Origin of the sequence: Kitasatospora indigofera, from assembly GCF_014655955.1 — a bacterium.
Lineage (GTDB): Bacteria > Actinomycetota > Actinomycetes > Streptomycetales > Streptomycetaceae > Kitasatospora > Kitasatospora indigofera.
Genome location: NZ_BNBO01000017.1, coordinates 43,017 through 59,721, shown reverse-complemented (window position 1 = coordinate 59,721; position 16,705 = coordinate 43,017). Strand labels below are relative to the sequence as shown.

The window sequence follows — 16,705 nt, the reverse complement described above, 5'->3', positions numbered from 1 at the left end:
GGGGGCGTCGACGGCACCGGGCGCCTGCGCCCGGGCCGGATCTACCGACTTCCTGCTCTCCAACACCGGCCTCGACCTCCTCGACGGCCCCACCCCCTACGTCGACGAGACCGGCACCGAACGCACCTCCCGCCCGGTCACCGCCGCCCTCCTGCACTCCTCCCTCACCTGGATCCGCGAGACCCACGGCTCGGTGGAGGGCTACGTCCTGGCCCAGGGCGTGACGGAGGAGGAACTGGCGGAACTGCGGGCGGTGCTTTCCGACTAAGCCAGAGGCCACTGGCAGTGCCCGGGATGGCAGCAGCCGGATGCCCGTTTGAGTGGCGGAGTCACGTACGACGCAAAATGATCACAATTGGATACTGGACGGCCGAAGCCCACGGCGAACAGCCCGCGCCGTGCACTACGTTCACGATTGAACTGATCAGGCGACCGGGCCACCCGGTCATGGCGGAGTCCGCGGGCAGGCAATGAGCAGTGATCTCGATGAATGGCAGTTCGACGTACCAACGAGCGGCAGCAAGCGGCTGCCCCCTGACCCCCGCTATGTCCAGGCGCTTAGCAGCCAGGGATACGCGTTCGAGGTTGCCATCGCCGACCTGGTCGACAACTCCATCGACGCAGGGGCCCGGGATGTCGTCATCCACTTCCTCCGCGACGGTGACCAGCTCGTCAGCCTGCTGGTGGTAGATGACGGCTACGGCATGAACGATGATGCCCTGGACGTTGCCATGACCGTGGGCGGGCGACGGGATTACCAGGCCTCCGCTCTGGGGATGTTCGGCACCGGCCTCAAGGCGGCGTCGCTCTCCCACGCCGAGTCGGTGACAGTCGTGTCCAAGACAAAACGCACCCGGGCAACCGGGCGGCGGCTCATTGCGGCAGGCTTCCAGTCCGACTTCCAGTGCGGAATTGTTCCCGGCGACTACTGCCAGTCGCTCATCGACCGGTACTACGACAAGCCCATCACCTGGCAAGGCACCGTAGTCCGCTGGGACGGTGTGAAGGACTTCCCGAAGCATGGCGGCGGCGGTCAGACCGACCGCTACCTCACGAAGGTCATCAACAAGCTCGGGCTGCATCTTGGCCTGCATCTTCACCGATTTCTCGCCCGCGACGACTTCAACATCACCATCGCCGTCGAGGATGTCCGCACCCGCGCTGTCTACCTGAACTTCGGCGTTGAGGCGCTGGACCCATTCGGGTATCCGGTATCCGGAAAAGCCGGATACCCCAGGGAATACACCGCGCCCATCGAGGGAATCGGGGGCGTGAAGATATCCGGGCACATCTGGCCGCCGAAGTCGAACCTGGATGAGTACCGTGCCGTAGGCGGGGTCCAGGACCGGCAGGGCTTCTACTTCTACCGCAATGACCGGCTCGTCCAGGCAGGCGGATGGAATGGGTACCGGCAGGCGGACGCCCACTTGGCTCTTGCCCGCATCGCCGTGGATCTGCCCCCAGCACTAGGCGACGTCTTCCGGCTGACGGTGAAAAAGTCCGGCGTCGAGACATCGCCGCTCTTCCCGGCAGCACTGGAGCGCGCCGTAGACCATCAAGGCGAGAGCTTCAAGTCCTACATCGACGACGCCGACCAGGTCTACCGAGAAGCCAGAAAGCGCGCCGGGACCAGCCGGAGGCCCGCAATCCTGCCAGGCAAGGGACTCGTGCCCGAGGTCAGGCGCACCTTTGAAGAGGAACTTCCGGGGATCCCAGGAGAGGAACCGGTCTCCTTGCTCTGGGGGAGGCTCCCGACCGATCAGTTCTTCGGCATCGACCGCGAGGAACGCGCCATCATCCTGAACCAGCATTACCGGGGAGCTCTGCTCGGAGGCCGCCGCGGAGGACTGAACGATGCGCCCACCGTAAAGTCCCTGATCTACCTGCTCCTGCACCAGGTATTCGAGAAGGACTATTCCGGCTCAAGGGAGAAGGACAATCTTCAGCTGTGGCAGAGCATCCTGCTCTCGGCCGCCCGCAGTGAGCTCGACCGCCTGGACCGGGCCGACCAGCAGTAGTTCGCCTTCGCCCACCACCTGACCCCGGAGCCCTCACGTGCCTGACTCCCTGCTGGAGATCCACACCTCGGTCCTCGCTCTGATGCGCGAATCCGGCCCCAGACAACTGGCCAAGTACCTGACTGTGCTGGGCGAGGACATCGACCCAGCAGCCGATCTCAGCGAACAGCAGCTCAGCCACCGCCTGAGCACGGCGCAGACCGGCGAGCCCCTGCTGGAACTCTGGCGACACCTCCTGAAGCGCTGGGACCACATCGACCACCCCAGCTGGGCACCGGATGCCCAGGCCAATACGGCGACGCGGCGAGCGCTCACGTACGACGCCCTCGGCTTTGGTCCCGGGCTGCGCGAGGCCTTCAGCCAGGCGGTTCCGGTCGCTGTCGTACCAGGACCGGTCGTCATCAGCAAGGAGCGGCCGGACGCCGCCTGGTACGACAAGACCACATCGGCCCATGCTTGGTACTGGCCCGCCTACGAAAACTACTTGCTCAAGAACCGGCACTGGCCGGCCGACGCAGTCGCCAGCCTCGACCAGGCCAGTACTCAGGTGGTCTCGCGGCTGGCGGACCCGACGTCACCGGTTCCCTACAAGGCCAAGGGCCTGGTCGTGGGCTATGTCCAATCAGGCAAGACAGCCAACTTCACCGGCGTAGCAGCCAAGGCCTTCGACGCCGGCTACCGGCTTGTCATCGTCCTGGGCGGCACTCTCAACCTCCTCCGCCGCCAGACCCAGCGCAGGCTCGACATGGAGCTTGTGGGTATGGAGAACATCCTGCGCGGCGCGAACCCAGCCGACCCGGCCGCGATGGAGGGAATGGACTACCAGGACGACAAGGCATGGGCCGACGGCCAGTTCCTCAGTCACGGCGCGCAGCCTTCGACGCTCGGCCGCTTCAACATCGAACGGCTCACCACTCGCGACGATGACTACCGCTCGCTCCTCCAGGGCATCACCGCCCTGGAGTTCGACAAGCGGGAACCTGACCTTCCCCTCTACGACCCGCGAAACCTGCACCGGACCGCCGGCCGGCTCATGGTCGTCAAGAAGAACAAGCTCGTCCTCACCAAGCTGGTCAAGGATCTCAAGAAGATCCGCACCGACCTCGGCGAGATCCCGGTTCTCATCATCGATGACGAGTCTGACCAGGCCTCCGTGAATACGTCCGATCCCAAGAAGTGGCGTGACGGCCAGACCGAGAGAACAGCGATCAACGGGCTGATCTCCAAGCTGATCCAGATGCTGCCACGGGCCCAGTACGTCGGCTACACGGCAACGCCCTTCGCCAACGTGTTCGTTGACCCCTCCGATGTGGACGACGTCTTCCCCCGCGACTTCCTCATCTCCCTCCCGCGTCCTGAGGGCTACATGGGCGCGCAGGACTTCCACGACCTCGGGTCCGGCATCCCGGAGGGAAGCCGCACGGTCGGCAACTCCCGCGAATTGGCACACGTCCGGAGCATCGATGCGGACGGTGAGGAATTCGGCTCCCCTGAGGAGGCCACTGCCTACACCGACGGCCGCTACCTCCGTGAAGCCCTCGACATGTACGTGCTGGCCGGCGCGATGAAGCTCTACCGCGAGGCCGCGGGGGCGCCGACCTACCGGCACCACACCATGCTTGTCCACGAGTCAGTGAAGCAGATCGAGCACCGCGAGCTCGCTGAGCGCCTTCGCGGACTGTGGCACGCATCCGGATACTTCGGCGAGCAAGGACACCACCGTCTTCGTTCACTCTTCGACTCCGACATCAAGCCCGTCTCTGCGCTGCACTCCGAAGGCTTCGCGGTTCCGCAGTCCTACGAAGACCTCGCTCCGTTCATCGGGCCAGTGGTGATCCGGGTCGGCGGAGCCGGCCACCCCGTCCTCGTCGTCAATGGCGACCAGGACATCGAGCAGCCCGAACTCGACTTCGATACCCAGTCCGTCTGGAAGATCCTGGTCGGGGGAACGAAACTCTCCCGTGGGTTCACCGTCGAAGGGCTGACCGTCACCTATTACCGCCGCACCACCGCTGCCGCGGACACCATGATGCAGATGGGCCGCTGGTTCGGGTTCCGCCGTGGCTACCGCGACCTCGTCCGGCTCTACATCGGCCGCAGCGAAACACGCGGCACCAAGACGGTGGACCTCTACGAGGGATTTGAAGCCATCTGCCGCGATGAAGAAGCCTTCCGCGCGCAGCTCGCGCTCTACAGCCAGCAGGCCTCTGGCCCTGACGGCATGCCCGGGGCAGCCCTCACCCCGGCCCAGGTGCCGCCGCTGGTGGCTCAGCACATCCCCTGGATCAAGCCTTCTGCTCCGAACAAGATGTTCAATGCGGAACTCGTAGAGATCCGCTCACCGGGACGCTGGGTGGAACCGACCGCCCACCCCTCCCGGGCCGCAGACTTGCGGCGCAGTACGGAGAGCTGGGGGCCGGTCCTGGCGGCGCTCGGCACTGGTGAACGCGTCACCTTCGTTCATCTGCCCCGGGAAGACCAGGGCTCGTACACCCGGTACCCGGCAGAGACCACCGTCATCAGCCATGCCGAGATGCTCCAGGTGATGGGAGGGCTCCGCTGGGACCGGCCTGAGCTCTTCGCCCCCCATCTCAAGTACCTGGCTGACGCCAGTGACGCCGGCTGCGCGGCCGACGACTGGGTGGTGATCGCACCGCAGCTCAGCTCAGCAGGTTCCGTCTCCGCCAGTCTCCTGGGAAGCTGCCCGCTCACGCTGGTCGAACGTGCCCGCAACCCACGCGGTGTCTTCAATCGCATCAGTGGAATGGCGCACCGTCAGTCGGCTGAGCGGATTGCCGGCCTGCTGCCATGCTCTCCGGAAGACCCCTTCGCTGCCCAGTTCACGCGGCCCCGCCGGGGAGCAGTACTGTTCTATCCGGTCATCGAGTCCACGGAAGCAATCCGGGCAGGGCTCCCGTCCGGGGGCATGCTGGACCCGGGCAAGGTGGTGGCGGCTTTCGCCTTCATCCCCCCGGCCGGCCCCGGCCTGGGTGACCGTCGCGGTCCGCTTGTCCGGTTCCGGACGATCGATTCGGGCCAGCCGGATTCGCCAGTCGTCGCCTCTCATTCGTCTTGAGAACACCGGCGGGAGATTCCATTCGCACACGGATGGAAATCGGCTATCCCGCGGTTGAGACCCTCAGGACCAGATCAGCTTCCGCATAGCGCTTGGCTTCGTTGAACATCCTGACGATGTGAAGGACCTCGCGGGACGGGCGTCGTGCCGCACTGTGCAGTACGGCATCGGCAGCAATGGCGAAGCCGACCCCATGACAGTCAGCCACCACATCCGGAATCCTGTGCACCGGAAGGCGCTCGCCGGCCTCAGTGAGCACCAGGTGGGCATCACGGTCCCGCCCGTCCCGGAGGTGCTGGATGGCCTCCTCCAGCCCCGTCCAGACTGGGGGCCGGAAGTCTTCGTCCTGCCGGTCCCCCTCCGGAGGGGGGACCGGCAGGACCACTTCGGCAGTAACCCCTGGAACTGTCGGCCGGCCCGGCCGGGGAACACCCCGCCGCCATGTCCGCCTCCGTACGCGCGACTGTGCCGCGAATGCCCGCCCGCACTGGGCGCAACGAAGCTCTGACTGGTGCTTGCAGCGGTCACACGGGCGCACTGACGCCTGCTGGTGAAGCTCGAAGAGGTCGTCGAGGAGTGGGGAGACGGGGCCGGTGCAGTCAGCCCGAGCAGCTTGGTGAAGGTCTTCCAGAAGCTTGCGGACCGGTACGTGGCGCGCGTTCAGGTAGCCGCTCAGGGCTGGTGGCGAGCACTTCAAGCGCCTCGCATTGATTTCCTGGGTCGCCGGACGAAGCTGCCTGTAGAGCTGGCACAGCGCATCAGCCAGCGCTCTCTGTTCCGTCGTGCTGTCACCCGGGTAGTTCCCGCCGACCTGGCCGAGCCTTGGCACTGTCCCTCCTAGGTCCGCTCCCCGCACTGCTGGCTTCTGAGTGTGGCCTACGAACTGATGCCACAGAAGGATGTTCTCTTCAGACCTTCCCTGGAAGATCCGGCACCCCTAGCGCCCGCCAATGTCCTGGCCCTGTAATGGAACTGTCCACGTGGGTGGTCCGACGCATCCGGCTGCACAGACCGGATGCCGTGCAGCCCGCGTGGACTCTCATCCGACAAGATGAAAGGTGAACATGATGGCTCTGCCCTCCTGGGAGGACGCCAGCCTCGGTTCGAAGAAGCGGGTCGCGCTGTGGCTGGTCAGCGTCGTGGGGGAAGGCAACCTGTTCACCTACGCCAAACTCAGGGACGCCTTCCCGGATACAGCTCAGATCGACCGGCGGCTGCGCGACCTCCGCCCGGACGGCTGGCGGATCGATACGGCGCGCGAGGACCCCTCGCTCGGCATGAGCGAGCGCCGGCTCGTCTCCGTCGGCGATCTGATCTGGGAGGAGGGTGCTGGCCAGACCAAGGTCCAGGACAAGGACAAGCCGAGCAGCACCCGCCGACGGGAGATCCTCTCAAGGGACGGCAACATGTGCCGCAGCTGTGGCATCACTCCCGGGCAGGAGTACGCGAGCTCGTTCGAGACCGTGCAGCTCGACATTGCCCGCCGCAGCGTACTGCGCCCGGACGGCACGACCGCCGTCGAACTCATCACTGAGTGCCGGCGTTGCCGGGTGGGCGGGCCCGACCTTGAGGCCGACGTTGCAGGGATGCTGGCCGCTCTCGCCCGCCTGGGCACCATCGAGCGGAATATGCTGCTGAGCTGGGTGAAGGCCGACCAGCGGGACTTCGGTACGGTCGAGCTCCTCTGGGCCGAGTACCGCACCTTGCCCCAGGAGTCGCGTAGCCGCTTCCGTGAGGCCTTGGAGTCCGGCCGGCAGTAGCGCAGCCCCTGCCGGGCGACCGCCTGCGGGTTACCAGACGTATCCAGTTCAGAGGAGATGAGCAGCAATGAGCCCGGACTTTGGCAAGCCCCCGATGGCGGCGCAGAACCAGGAGCTGGTCGAGAAGCGGCTCAAGGAGGCTGCCAGCGCCGGCGGCATCCGGGAATCGCTGAAGATCGAGTGGCGTGGCCAGCCGCTGAACATCGAGGTCATCGACATGCCCACCGACAGCCTCTACTACAACCCGGGAACGCACAGGATCCGGGCCCAGCGCAGTCACGACCCTGCACTCGACCGCGCGCTTGATGCCAATCCGTGGAGCCCTGAGAGCCAGGACTACCTGCACTTCCTGCTGCAGGCCAAGCCCTCGAAGCCGACGGAGAAGGACCCGGACTTCGAGGAGCTCAAGAAGAGCATCAAGGACTTCGGCCAGAACGATGCCGGCCTGATCACCCGTGACGGCGTCCTGGTCAATGGCAACACCCGCAGGGCGGCCCTCAAGGACCTGGGTGAGCAGAGCATCCGGGTGGGAGTCCTCCCTGGTGACTACACGTGGGCAGACATCAGTGCCGTGGAGTTGTCTCTCCAGCTGCGCAAGGACCACCGGCGCGACTACTCATACATCAACCGGCTCCTCGCGATCGAGGAACAGGTAGCGCTGGGGCGCCCGCTCGCGAGCGTCGCCCATGACTTCCGGACTACTGCTGCGGCTTGTGACCAGGATCTCTGGGTGCTCACCTGCATCAGGGAGATGATCGACCGTAGTTCCGGAGGCGGAATCGGCTTGCGGCTGGTGGATTTCGAAGAGCACCAGGAGAAGCTGAAGGAGCTGCGCCGGCGGTACGCCAAGGAGCTCGCCTCCAACAAGCGGGAGCAGGCCGAGCTGATCAAGGAAGCCCGGCTGGCCGCCATGCTCCTCGGCTTCTCCAAGACGGATGTCCGCCTGATCGAGGACGACTTCCACGACCGGTACCTCGCCCCTCGCCTGCCTGACGACTTGCGTCCGGCCCCGGTGAGTGCAGCACCGGCAGTGACCATCCCGGGCCTTGGACGGTCCGTCCTGGCCACCGCGCCGAAGGTTGCCACCGCCAAGGCTTTCACGGACTCCATCCTCCGCGCGAAGGCGGCGGAGGCGGCCGGCGGCAAGCTGCCGCCCGAGCAGGTCAGCGAAGCGGCCAGGACGTTCAAGACGGTCCAGGACGCCATGGAAAAGGCCCTGGACCCGGCCGGCCGCGATGCCCGGCTCCGCAAGCGCAAGCGAGCTGCACCTGACCGTCTGGATGACGCCAGCCAGGACATCGAGCAGTGCATCACTGACCTGGTCCTGTCGCGTGGTTCCCGGAGCCTGGACGAGGAGTCGTTCGACGAGGCTCTGCTGAAGCTGCGCGGCAGCCTTGCCAAGCTCGCGAGGGAGTCCCAGCGCAGTGTGACCGAGGCGGGAGACGGGGTCACCTGGCTGCTGGGTGCGGTTGGGCTGGAGAACTAGTGGAACAGACTGCAGAACCGTCACTGCGGATCGGCTTTGACGTCACCCGGACCAAGGCCGTGCTGAGGGCAGGGGAAGGCTTCAACTCGGCTCTGACGCGGCTGACGGCCCGCTTTGGCGGCGGCATGCGCGGGTCCCTCGTGGCAGAGATCACCCTCGACGACTTCCTCGCGAGCATTGAGGAGCTCGGCAGCTGGCCTGCCCCGGAGGGCGTCGTATGGGAAGACGACCTGGCGGAGCTGGTCGGCGGCACGCTGGACGACGCCGATACAGCCCAAAGGCATCTCTCCGGCGATGCCAGTGCCGGTCCGGCAGTCACTCCCGACGACGTTCCGCATCTCCTCGGAGAGGACTGGCAAGGGCCCCTCACCGGCTTCCAGCGCCGCGACATCTCCCAGCTTCTCTCGCTCCGGCACGGTGCGAACTTCAGCGTGCCTGGCGCGGGCAAGACCCGGGTTGCCTTGTCCGTCTACGCTGCCCTGCGCGCTCGCGGAGAAGTCCGCCGCCTTCTGGTGGTCAGCCCGAAGTCAGCCTATGAGGCCTGGCAGTTCGAATCCGAGACGTGCTTCAACACGCCGCTGCGGACCGCGGTGCTCTCCGGCACCCCGGATCCTGGGACTGAACTCCTCATCGTCAATTACGAGCGTCTCGACCGGTCGCTGGGCGCCCTGGCCAGCTGGCTCAAGGCCGCCCCGGCCATGCTCATCCTCGATGAAGCCCACCGGATGAAGCTCGGCTCGCAAGGGATCTACGGCGCCGCCTGCATGGCTCTCGGGCCCCTCAGCCGGCGCCGCTTGATCCTCACCGGGACCCCGGCCCCCAACGGCGCCAGAGACCTTGAAAACCTCCTTTCGTTCGTCTGGCCGGGACACGGCCGCCGTATCGTCAGCCAAGCCGTGGCCGGCGGTGACCTGGCCTATGCGAGCAGCGTGCTCCGCCCGCTGTACACCCGGACGACGAAGCACGAACTCGGGCTTCCGCCGGCAGTGACGAAGATCCGCTACGTTGACATGCCCAGCCTGCACCGGGAGGTGTATGACGCACTGGCCGGGAGGTACTCGGCTCGCGCCGAAGCGTCCCGCTCCGATTTCGACGCCCTCGGCAAGTCCATGCTCAGGATGCTCATGGCCGCCACCAGCCCGGCCTTGCTCACACAAGGCACGAGTCCATACGAGCCCTTGGCCTACCGCCTGGAAGCGCTGGAGATCCCAGCCGGAGAGTCACTCCATGATCTGATGCGGGACCTCCCCTCATACGAGTCCTCTCCCAAATACGAAGAGGTGCTCCGGATCGTCGCGGCCAACGCAGCCGCAGGTCGCAAAACCCTGGTGTGGGCGAGTTTTGTCCGGAGCCTGACCACCCTGGAATTGATGCTCAAGGACTTCCTGCCAGCCGTGGTCCACGGTGGGACACCTGACCGGGAGGAGCAGATCCGGCAGTTCAGGGAGGACCCGGACTGCGCTGTGCTGATCTCCAACCCGGCTACTCTCGGCGAAGGGATCAGTCTTCACCAGGTATGCCACGACGCCGTCTACGTCGACCGCGACTTCCAGGCCGGACGGTTCCTCCAGAGCCTTGACCGGATTCACCGCCTCGGCCTGGCGCCCGGCACCGAAACCCGCGTGACGGTGCTCGCCTGCCGGGACACCGTGGACGAGGTCGTAGCAAAGCGGCTGGAACTGAAGCTCGACTTCATGGGCCGGATCCTCGACGATCCCGCAGTCCAGCAGCTCGCCGACCTCCAGGAAGAACCTTCGTCTGTGGCCGGAATGGACTCGTCCGATGTCCGCGCCTTCCTGGAGCACCTTGATGCCGCAGCTGCCAGGTGACGGCACGCTGAAGGCGGCCCTGCGCTGGCTTCAGGCCATGCGCACGGAAGACGTGCCCCGCATACGGGCGCTCTTCACGCATCACGATGCCTATGCAGACCTGACCCCTGACCAGTACGCGCACGGCCTCCTATGGCTGCACCACCTTGGGCTGGCTGCCTTGCCGCGGCAGTCGGCCCCCGCCTCGCCACTTGAGGACCGTGCACTCGGCATGCTGCTGCTCTCCAGATCGCTGGAGGCGGCTGGCCCGGGTTGGGAGTACACGACCTCGTCCGCTGGCGAGGAAGGGGACCTCCCGGCAGCAGCCGGGCCCTTGGCGAAGGCCCTTGGCCTGAGCCACGGCGACGCAGCCGCTGCGGTGACCCAGGCCAGACTGGCCGAACGGGCACGCGTGGGAGCAGCGGGCGAGGCGGCCCTGGTCGAGCTCCTCGGCCGGCACGTGGACGCCGAGGTGACACACGTATCGGCACTTTCAGACCGATTCGGCTACGACATCGCGGTAGCCGGGCCCGGAGGGCACGCAGCGCACATCGAAGTAAAGACCACCACGAAGCCCACGGAGAACCTGCACTTCCTGTCCAGGCACGAGTACGAGACGATGCGGGGAGACCCGGCCTGGGTCCTGGCCATGATCCGGCTTGACCGGAATGACCGGGTCGTCTCGGTGAGCACAGTGCGCCGCGCCTGGGTTGCCGGAGCCATGCCCGCTGACCAGCCTGCTGGCGAAGCTCTCTGGGAGTCTGCCAGGCTGATGATCCCTCCCAGCGCCGTCGAGCCAGGGCTTCCTGCGGTCGGTTCCTGGCTCAAGCCGGGGCACACCGGGAGCCTTCTCGCCGGCCAGCAGCATCAGGAAGTGCCCTGGTAGACGTCCCCTGGGCTGGGCCAGGCCGGGAGGCTGCCACACTTGGATGAGCTGCCTGGGCTCTCATTGTCGGATCAGGCTGGCAGAATCAGCTCTGAGACCTATCCCAGGCACACCGAGCAGGGCCGACCCTCCGGGCAGCCACTTGGAACCGTGTGCCACAGCCAGGAGGATGCCCGATGACCACCAGCGACAAGACGCTGTTCTCGATCGAGATCTGCGCCGGCGCTGGAGGGCAAGCCGTAGGCCTGCACAAGGCTGGCTTCAAGCACCTGGCCCTCGTGGAGATCGACAAGCACGCCGCGGGTGCTCTGCGGAAGAACGTGGACGAGCGCGACGAGTGGTCCTGGGAGAAGAAGCGCGGCAACGTCGTCCACTCCGATGATGTCAGGAACTTCTCCAGGGAAGAGCACCTTCCGGATCTGGAACCAGGAGCACTGGACCTCCTGGCTGGCGGTGTCCCCTGCCCGCCGTTCTCAGTGGCAGGAAAGCAGCTCGGCCAGGATGATGAGCGTGACCTCTTCCCTGAAATGCTGAGGCTGGTCGGGGAGTTCATGCCCAAGGCCGTAATGATTGAGAACGTGCGCGGCCTGCTCCAGCCGAAGTTCGCCGACTATCGCAAGGACATCCAGCACCAGCTGGAGGACCTCGGGTACTCGCTCGTCCACTGGGATATCGTCGAAGCCGCCACCCTTGGAGTGCCGCAGCTCCGGCCGCGGGCAATCCTGGTCGCGATCCATGAAGATTACCAGAATGGTGAATTCAAGTGGCCCGGCCAGGAAAGCACCCTGACTAAAACCGTCTTCCAGGCCCTCGACGCCAGCATGAAACGCCGCTACGACGCAGCAAAGGGACTCTATCCAGCGAAGTCCGACCGCCTGGACGCAGCGCTTAAGAACTGGCGCGCCAAGGCCTCCGCGGGCGGCGTCGCGCCAACCCTCGTCGGCGGGTCTAAGAAGCACGGCGGAGCCGATCTCGGCCCGAGCAGGGCAAAGGCCGCGTGGAAGCTGCTCGGCGTGGATGGCCTGGGCGTGGCAAACGACGAAGGCGACGGGATCGTCGTAGAGCGCGACCTCCTCGACCCGAACGGCCCCAAGCTCACGGTAAGGCAAGCCGCGATCATCCAGGGATTTCCGGAGGACTGGCACTTCGAGGGCGGGAAGACTGCACGCTACCGTCAGGTGGGCAATGCATTTCCCCCTCCCGTCGCGCAGGCGTTCGGAGAGGAAATCAGGGATATGATCTGGCGCGCTCAGGCCGCCCAGGATGAATTGAAGAACCAGCCGCTTGCACCCCGTGGTTCAGGACGGCTCCCGGCCAGTACCCGTGCTGCCTCGCCGTCGCTCGACCAGGCTGGCGATCTGGAGTGCACAGCCATCGGGTGATTCGTGTTCCCAGAACCTGAGCACCGCCCAGCCCTCCGCCTCCAGCCTGGTGTCGGTGTCGCGGTCGCGCGCGACGTTGCGCGTCACCTTCTCCGACCAGTAGCCCTGGTTGGTCTTCGGAGAAACGTAGTGCTCCGGGCACCCGTGCCAATAGCAGCCGTCGACGAACACGGCCACTTTCGCAGGGCGGAAGACCAGGTCAGCCGTCCTGCGAAGGTCCGCCAGCGGCCTGGCTGCCACCCGGTAGCGGAGCCCCCGCGCATGGACCAGCTGGCGGATCCGGATCTCCGGTTTGGTGTCCCGGCTACGGATCGCCTGCATGTTCCGCCGGATCGCGGCCGATGATGCCCAGGATCCCTCCGGTGGGACCCAGCTTCCCGACATCGTTCCCTCACCACGCTCAGGTCTCGCTGACACCCAATCCCAACCAATCCAGCCTATTGCTCTGGGCACTTCGCACAAACAATGCCCCGGCTGCCCGCACTCACTATTGCCGCTCCAGCCGCCACCACTGCCCCGGGCTGTCCTCGTCCTCCCATTGGCGGACGGGGGTGCCCGGGGTGGTGGCGGGGGCGACGGCTTCGAGGGCCTTGCCGCTGACGAAGCTCGTGAGGGTGAAGGTGCCGGGGGATTCGACGTGCTGTTCGAGGAGCCATTCCTGGGCGCCGAAGGCGTTGGCGGACCACTGCTGGACGAGGGTGCCGTTCTCGGTGGAGGCGCCCGTGACGTCGAGGCGCTTGCCGCTGGCGGCGTTCTCGAAGTGGTAGAGGGCTCCGCCGGGGTGGACGGCGGTCAGCTTCCAGAGTTGGGCCGGGGTGCCGTCGTCCTGTCCGAGCTGGGCCTTGGCGCCGCTGCGGTTGCTGCCGCCGGCGATCTCCAGCAGGAGGCCGCCGGCGACGTTGCGTACCCGGTACAGGCCGTCCTTGATGATCATGCCAGGACCACTCCCCATCCAGTCGGTGCTGTTCCTCGCTGCGGGCAAGTCTTTCACCGGGCTCGGACAGTCCACTCCTCGTGGCCGAAGGCGGCCGCCAGGACGGCGGCCGTGGCGGCCACCTGGGCGAGGGCGGAGACGCCGGTGCCCAGCGGGACGGTGAGGACGAGCGCGGCGGCGGCGACCAGGCGGGGCAGCAGCGGGGTGAGGCCGAAGGTGCGGCGGACGGCGGCGTTGGCGGCCAGGAAGAGGGCGACGCCGGCGGCGAGTGCGGCGGCCTGGGCCGAGGTGACGGGATCGCCCGGGTGGGCGACCGCCGACTTGACGCCCGCGGCGAAGAGCAGGACGCCGAGCAGCAGTCCGTAGTGGCCCAGGTTGTAGACGCTGACCGCGAGTTGGTTGCGCCGGGCGTCGCTGAGCCCGGCCATGTGGTGCTCGGCCCGGGTGTCGTCGTCGTGGCCGAAGTAGGCCCACCAGAGGCCGACGCAGACGGCGAGGGTGAGCAGGGCGGTGGCGATCAGCGGGGCGGACAGTTCGGCGTCGCCCGCACCGACGCCGATGGCGATGACGGACTCGCCGAACGCGATGATCACGATCAGGCCATGGCGCTCGACGAAGTGGTCGGCGCGGAGCTGGAACCGGGGCAGGTCGACCAGCCGGGGGATCGCGAACTGGAGCGCGAAGGCCGCCAGCCAGAAGGCCAGTTGGGCGTTGCCGGAGAGGTAGCCGCCGGTGACCACGAGACCGGTGTTGACCAGGTTGAGGCCGCCCATCCGCAGGACCGAGGCGACCGCCACACCGGCGGCCGCGAACATGCCGGTGTGGACGGCGACGATCACCAGGTAGGCCCAGCCGAAGGCGGCCCCGCTGCCCTCGAAGGCGTGCGGTACGGCCAGCGACACCACCAGGAAGGCGGCCATCCCGAGCAGCAGGGTGCCCCGGCGTCCGTGGGTGGAGGGCGGCATGGCGTTGGTCAGCCAGATGAAGGCGTCGTACATCCACCAGATCACCGCCAGCATCACCAGCACCTGCACCATCCCGCCGACGGTGAGGTGGTGGGCCAGGCTGCCGGTGAGCTGGGTGATGGTGAAGACGAAGACCAGGTCGAAGAAGAGCTCCAACGCGCTGACACGCAGGGCTGGTTCGGCGACGACGCCGGACCCGGCGGCCGGGGCGGCGGCCGGACCCGAGTCGCGGCCCGAGTCGGGCGTCGGGGCGGGGATCGAGGCGGGGGCAGGGCCCGAGTCGGGGATCGGGACGGGCGCCGAGGCGGCGGTGGGCGCTGTGGAGCCTGCGGGAATCGTGGGGCCCGTGGGGCCTGCGGGCTCGGGGATGAGAGCGGTCACGGCGCGAGTATGGATCTTTTGGGGTACGGAAGTTGGCGCTTTCGGTCACACTCAGCCATCAGCGAACGGATAGGCCCGCTGGTCCCGAAGGGCGGAACCCGCCCCGGCCCGCACCCGCCCGCCCCGGCGTCAGCGCACCCGGACGGCACGCATCCGGACGGCGACGCACCCGGACGTCAGCAGGCACGGGCATCGGCTCGCACGGGCGCCGCCCCAAGCCGGCGGCGACCCATACCGGTGGCGCCCCGAGCCGGCGGCGACCCGAGCCGGTGGCACGCCGTCCCCGTGGCGCCGCGCCGGCCGTCAGGTGCCGACCAGGCCCAGCATCCCCCAGACGCAGACCGTCCCCGCGACCACGGTCAGCGGGACGACGATCAGCCCGAGCCGGCTGAACACCTTCAGCTCCACCGGCTCGGGCAGCAGCCCCCGCCACAACAGGGTCGCCAGCGAGCCGACGTAGGTGAGGTTCGGGCCGAGGTTGACGCCGACCAGCACGGCCAGCACCGGGCCGGTCCCGCCGGCCGCGGCGAGCGGGAGAAGGGCGAGGGTGGCGGGCAGGTTGTTGATCAGGTTGGCGAGGACGGCGGCGATGCCGGCCACGGCCAGCAGTTCGGGCAGGCTGTCGCCGCCGGGCAGCAGGTGGTCCAGGGCGTCGCCGAGTCCGTTGTCGACCACCGCCTTGACCACCACGCCGAGGGCGAGCACGAAGAGGCAGAAGAAGACGCCCGCCGCGCCGGCCAGCTCCCGGACGGTGGCGTCCCCGCGCCGCAGGGCGCGGGTGCCCAGCACCAGGACGCCGCCGAGCGCCGCCCAGGCCGGGTTGACCCCGGCCAGCGAGGTCACCGCGAAGCCCAGCAGGGTGAGGCCCAGGACCACCAGGGTGAACAGCGGGACGGCCACCGGGCCTCGCGGCGGCGGCAGCGGCGCTCCGGCGGCGAGATCGGCCCGGAAGAAGCGCCGGAAGACCACGAACTCGATGCCGATCACCACCACCCAGGCGGGCGCCATCAGCACCGCGAACCGGGTGAAGGTCAGCCCGCTGGCGGTGAACGCCAGCAGGTTGGTCAGGTTGGAGACGGGCAGCAGCAGCGAGGCCGAGTTGGCCAGGTGCGCGCAGGCGTAGGCGTGCGGGCGGGCGCGGGCGCCCAGCCGGGCCGCGGTGGCCAGCACCACGGGGGTGAGCAGGACCACCGTCGCGTCCAGGCTGAGGACCGCGGTGACCAGGGCGGCGACGCCGAAGACGCCGCCGAGCAGCCGACCGGGCCGGCCGTGGCAGACCTTGGCGACCAGCTGTCCGGCGCTCTCGAAGAGCCCTTCGTCGGCGCAGAGCTTGGCCAGTACCAGGATGGCGGCCAGGAAGCCCACCACGGGCAGCAGCTCGCGGGTCTGCGCCCAGGCGTCGGCGGGACCGACCGCGCCGACCGCCAGCAGCAGCCCGGCGGCGGGGACGGCGGCAGCCGCCTCCGGCCAGCCGCGGGGCCGGACCACGGCGAAGGCCAGCACCACGATCAGCAGGACGACGGAGAGGGCTTCGGCGGCGGCGGTGCTCATCGGCCGATCATGGCACGCCCGGCGGCGGGCGCGTCCGGGGGCGGGGTTATGGTCGGAGTGAAAGGTGCCGCGGAGGCAGGACCGTGGCCCCGGCTCTGGAGTGGATGATGGCGAAGATCCCCACCGCGCTCGTCGCGGCGACCGGTCTGGTCGGCGGCTACGGCGTGGCCCGCTGGAGCGGCCGGCGTGAGCTGGGCGGGGCCGTCCTGGCGGTGGCCGGCGCGACCGCCGCCGTGGGGTGGCACCGGCAGGCCGGCCCGGTCGCCGCGGCGGCGCTGACCGGTCTCTACGTGACGGCGTTCGGCGGTTCGCACCCGCTCGCGAAGAAGATCGGTGCCTGGCCGGCCGTGTTCACCGTCACCGGCGTGGTGGCCGCGACCTCGGCCGTGGTGACGGCCCGCCAGGGCTGAGCCGCCCCGGCGGGTGCCGCCGGTGAACGTCTGCGGGGGGCAGCAGCG

The 16,705-nt window shown here is 67.8% G+C and carries 13 protein-coding genes; 9 read left to right on the top strand and 4 right to left on the bottom strand.

Translation table 11 applies throughout. The annotated features are described in order from the left end of the window. The first annotated feature begins 52 nt into the window (after window positions 1–52). The 8 genes from IE329_RS42050 (at window position 53) to IE329_RS17050 (ending at window position 12,416) form a co-directional block, all read left to right on the top strand. A complete protein-coding gene (locus IE329_RS42050) occupies window positions 53–268 on the top strand; it encodes a tyrosine-protein phosphatase (RefSeq protein WP_190211809.1) in 216 nt (71 codons plus the stop codon). A gap of 202 nt (window positions 269–470) precedes the next feature. Continuing rightward, a complete protein-coding gene (locus IE329_RS17080; RefSeq protein ID WP_190211743.1) occupies window positions 471–2,018 on the top strand; it encodes an ATP-binding protein in 1,548 nt (515 codons plus the stop codon). A 37-nt stretch (window positions 2,019–2,055) separates the two neighbouring features. Then, window positions 2,056–5,094, top strand: coding sequence for a Z1 domain-containing protein (locus IE329_RS17075; RefSeq protein WP_229927516.1), 3,039 nt, complete (start codon window positions 2,056–2,058; stop codon window positions 5,092–5,094). 1,064 nt (window positions 5,095–6,158) lie between these two features. Further along, window positions 6,159–6,854, top strand: a complete 696-nt coding sequence (locus tag IE329_RS17070) for a hypothetical protein (RefSeq protein WP_308438381.1) — start codon at window positions 6,159–6,161, stop codon at window positions 6,852–6,854. 67 nt (window positions 6,855–6,921) lie between these two features. Further along, the gene (locus tag IE329_RS17065; RefSeq protein WP_190211742.1) at window positions 6,922–8,340 is read left to right on the top strand and encodes a ParB N-terminal domain-containing protein; all 1,419 of its coding nucleotides are present in this window, start codon (window positions 6,922–6,924) and stop codon (window positions 8,338–8,340) included. Next, on the top strand, window positions 8,340–10,169 hold the full coding sequence (locus IE329_RS17060; RefSeq protein WP_190211741.1) for a DEAD/DEAH box helicase: 1,830 nt from the start codon (window positions 8,340–8,342) through the stop codon (window positions 10,167–10,169). The genes IE329_RS17065 and IE329_RS17060 overlap by 1 nt, the downstream gene beginning before the upstream one ends. After that, window positions 10,150–11,034: a protein NO VEIN domain-containing protein gene (locus IE329_RS17055; protein WP_190211740.1), complete on the top strand. Its 885-nt coding sequence runs from the start codon at window positions 10,150–10,152 to the stop codon at window positions 11,032–11,034. Before IE329_RS17060 ends, IE329_RS17055 begins: the two co-directional genes overlap by 20 nt. A 176-nt stretch (window positions 11,035–11,210) precedes the next feature. Continuing rightward, the gene (locus IE329_RS17050; RefSeq protein WP_190211739.1) at window positions 11,211–12,416 is read left to right on the top strand and encodes a DNA cytosine methyltransferase; all 1,206 of its coding nucleotides are present in this window, start codon (window positions 11,211–11,213) and stop codon (window positions 12,414–12,416) included. On the opposite strand, the gene IE329_RS17045 is transcribed toward IE329_RS17050, so the two are convergent. The 4 genes from IE329_RS17045 to IE329_RS17030 all read right to left on the bottom strand — a co-directional run bounded on the left by IE329_RS17045 (window position 12,333) and on the right by IE329_RS17030 (window position 16,247). Continuing rightward, a complete protein-coding gene (locus IE329_RS17045) occupies window positions 12,333–12,800 on the bottom strand; it encodes a very short patch repair endonuclease (RefSeq protein ID WP_190211738.1) in 468 nt (155 codons plus the stop codon). The two genes, IE329_RS17050 and IE329_RS17045, sit on opposite strands and share 84 nt — an antisense overlap. Before the next feature lie 103 nt (window positions 12,801–12,903). Beyond that, window positions 12,904–13,350 carry an RICIN domain-containing protein gene (locus IE329_RS17040; protein ID WP_229927514.1) on the bottom strand — a complete coding sequence of 149 codons (447 nt, stop codon included), beginning with the start codon at window positions 13,348–13,350 and terminating at the stop codon, window positions 12,904–12,906. A 53-nt stretch (window positions 13,351–13,403) separates the two neighbouring features. Further along, on the bottom strand, window positions 13,404–14,696 hold the full coding sequence (locus IE329_RS17035) for a low temperature requirement protein A (RefSeq protein ID WP_190211736.1): 1,293 nt from the start codon (window positions 14,694–14,696) through the stop codon (window positions 13,404–13,406). A 303-nt stretch (window positions 14,697–14,999) separates the two neighbouring features. Continuing rightward, window positions 15,000–16,247 (bottom strand): SLC13 family permease, encoded by a 1,248-nt coding sequence (locus IE329_RS17030; RefSeq protein ID WP_190211735.1) that lies wholly within the window; start codon window positions 16,245–16,247, stop codon window positions 15,000–15,002. Between the two features lie 104 nt (window positions 16,248–16,351). On the opposite strand from IE329_RS17030, the gene IE329_RS17025 reads away from it, so the two are divergent. Then, window positions 16,352–16,657, top strand: a complete 306-nt coding sequence (locus IE329_RS17025; protein WP_190211806.1) for a hypothetical protein — start codon at window positions 16,352–16,354, stop codon at window positions 16,655–16,657. Window positions 16,658–16,705 lie beyond the last annotated feature (48 nt).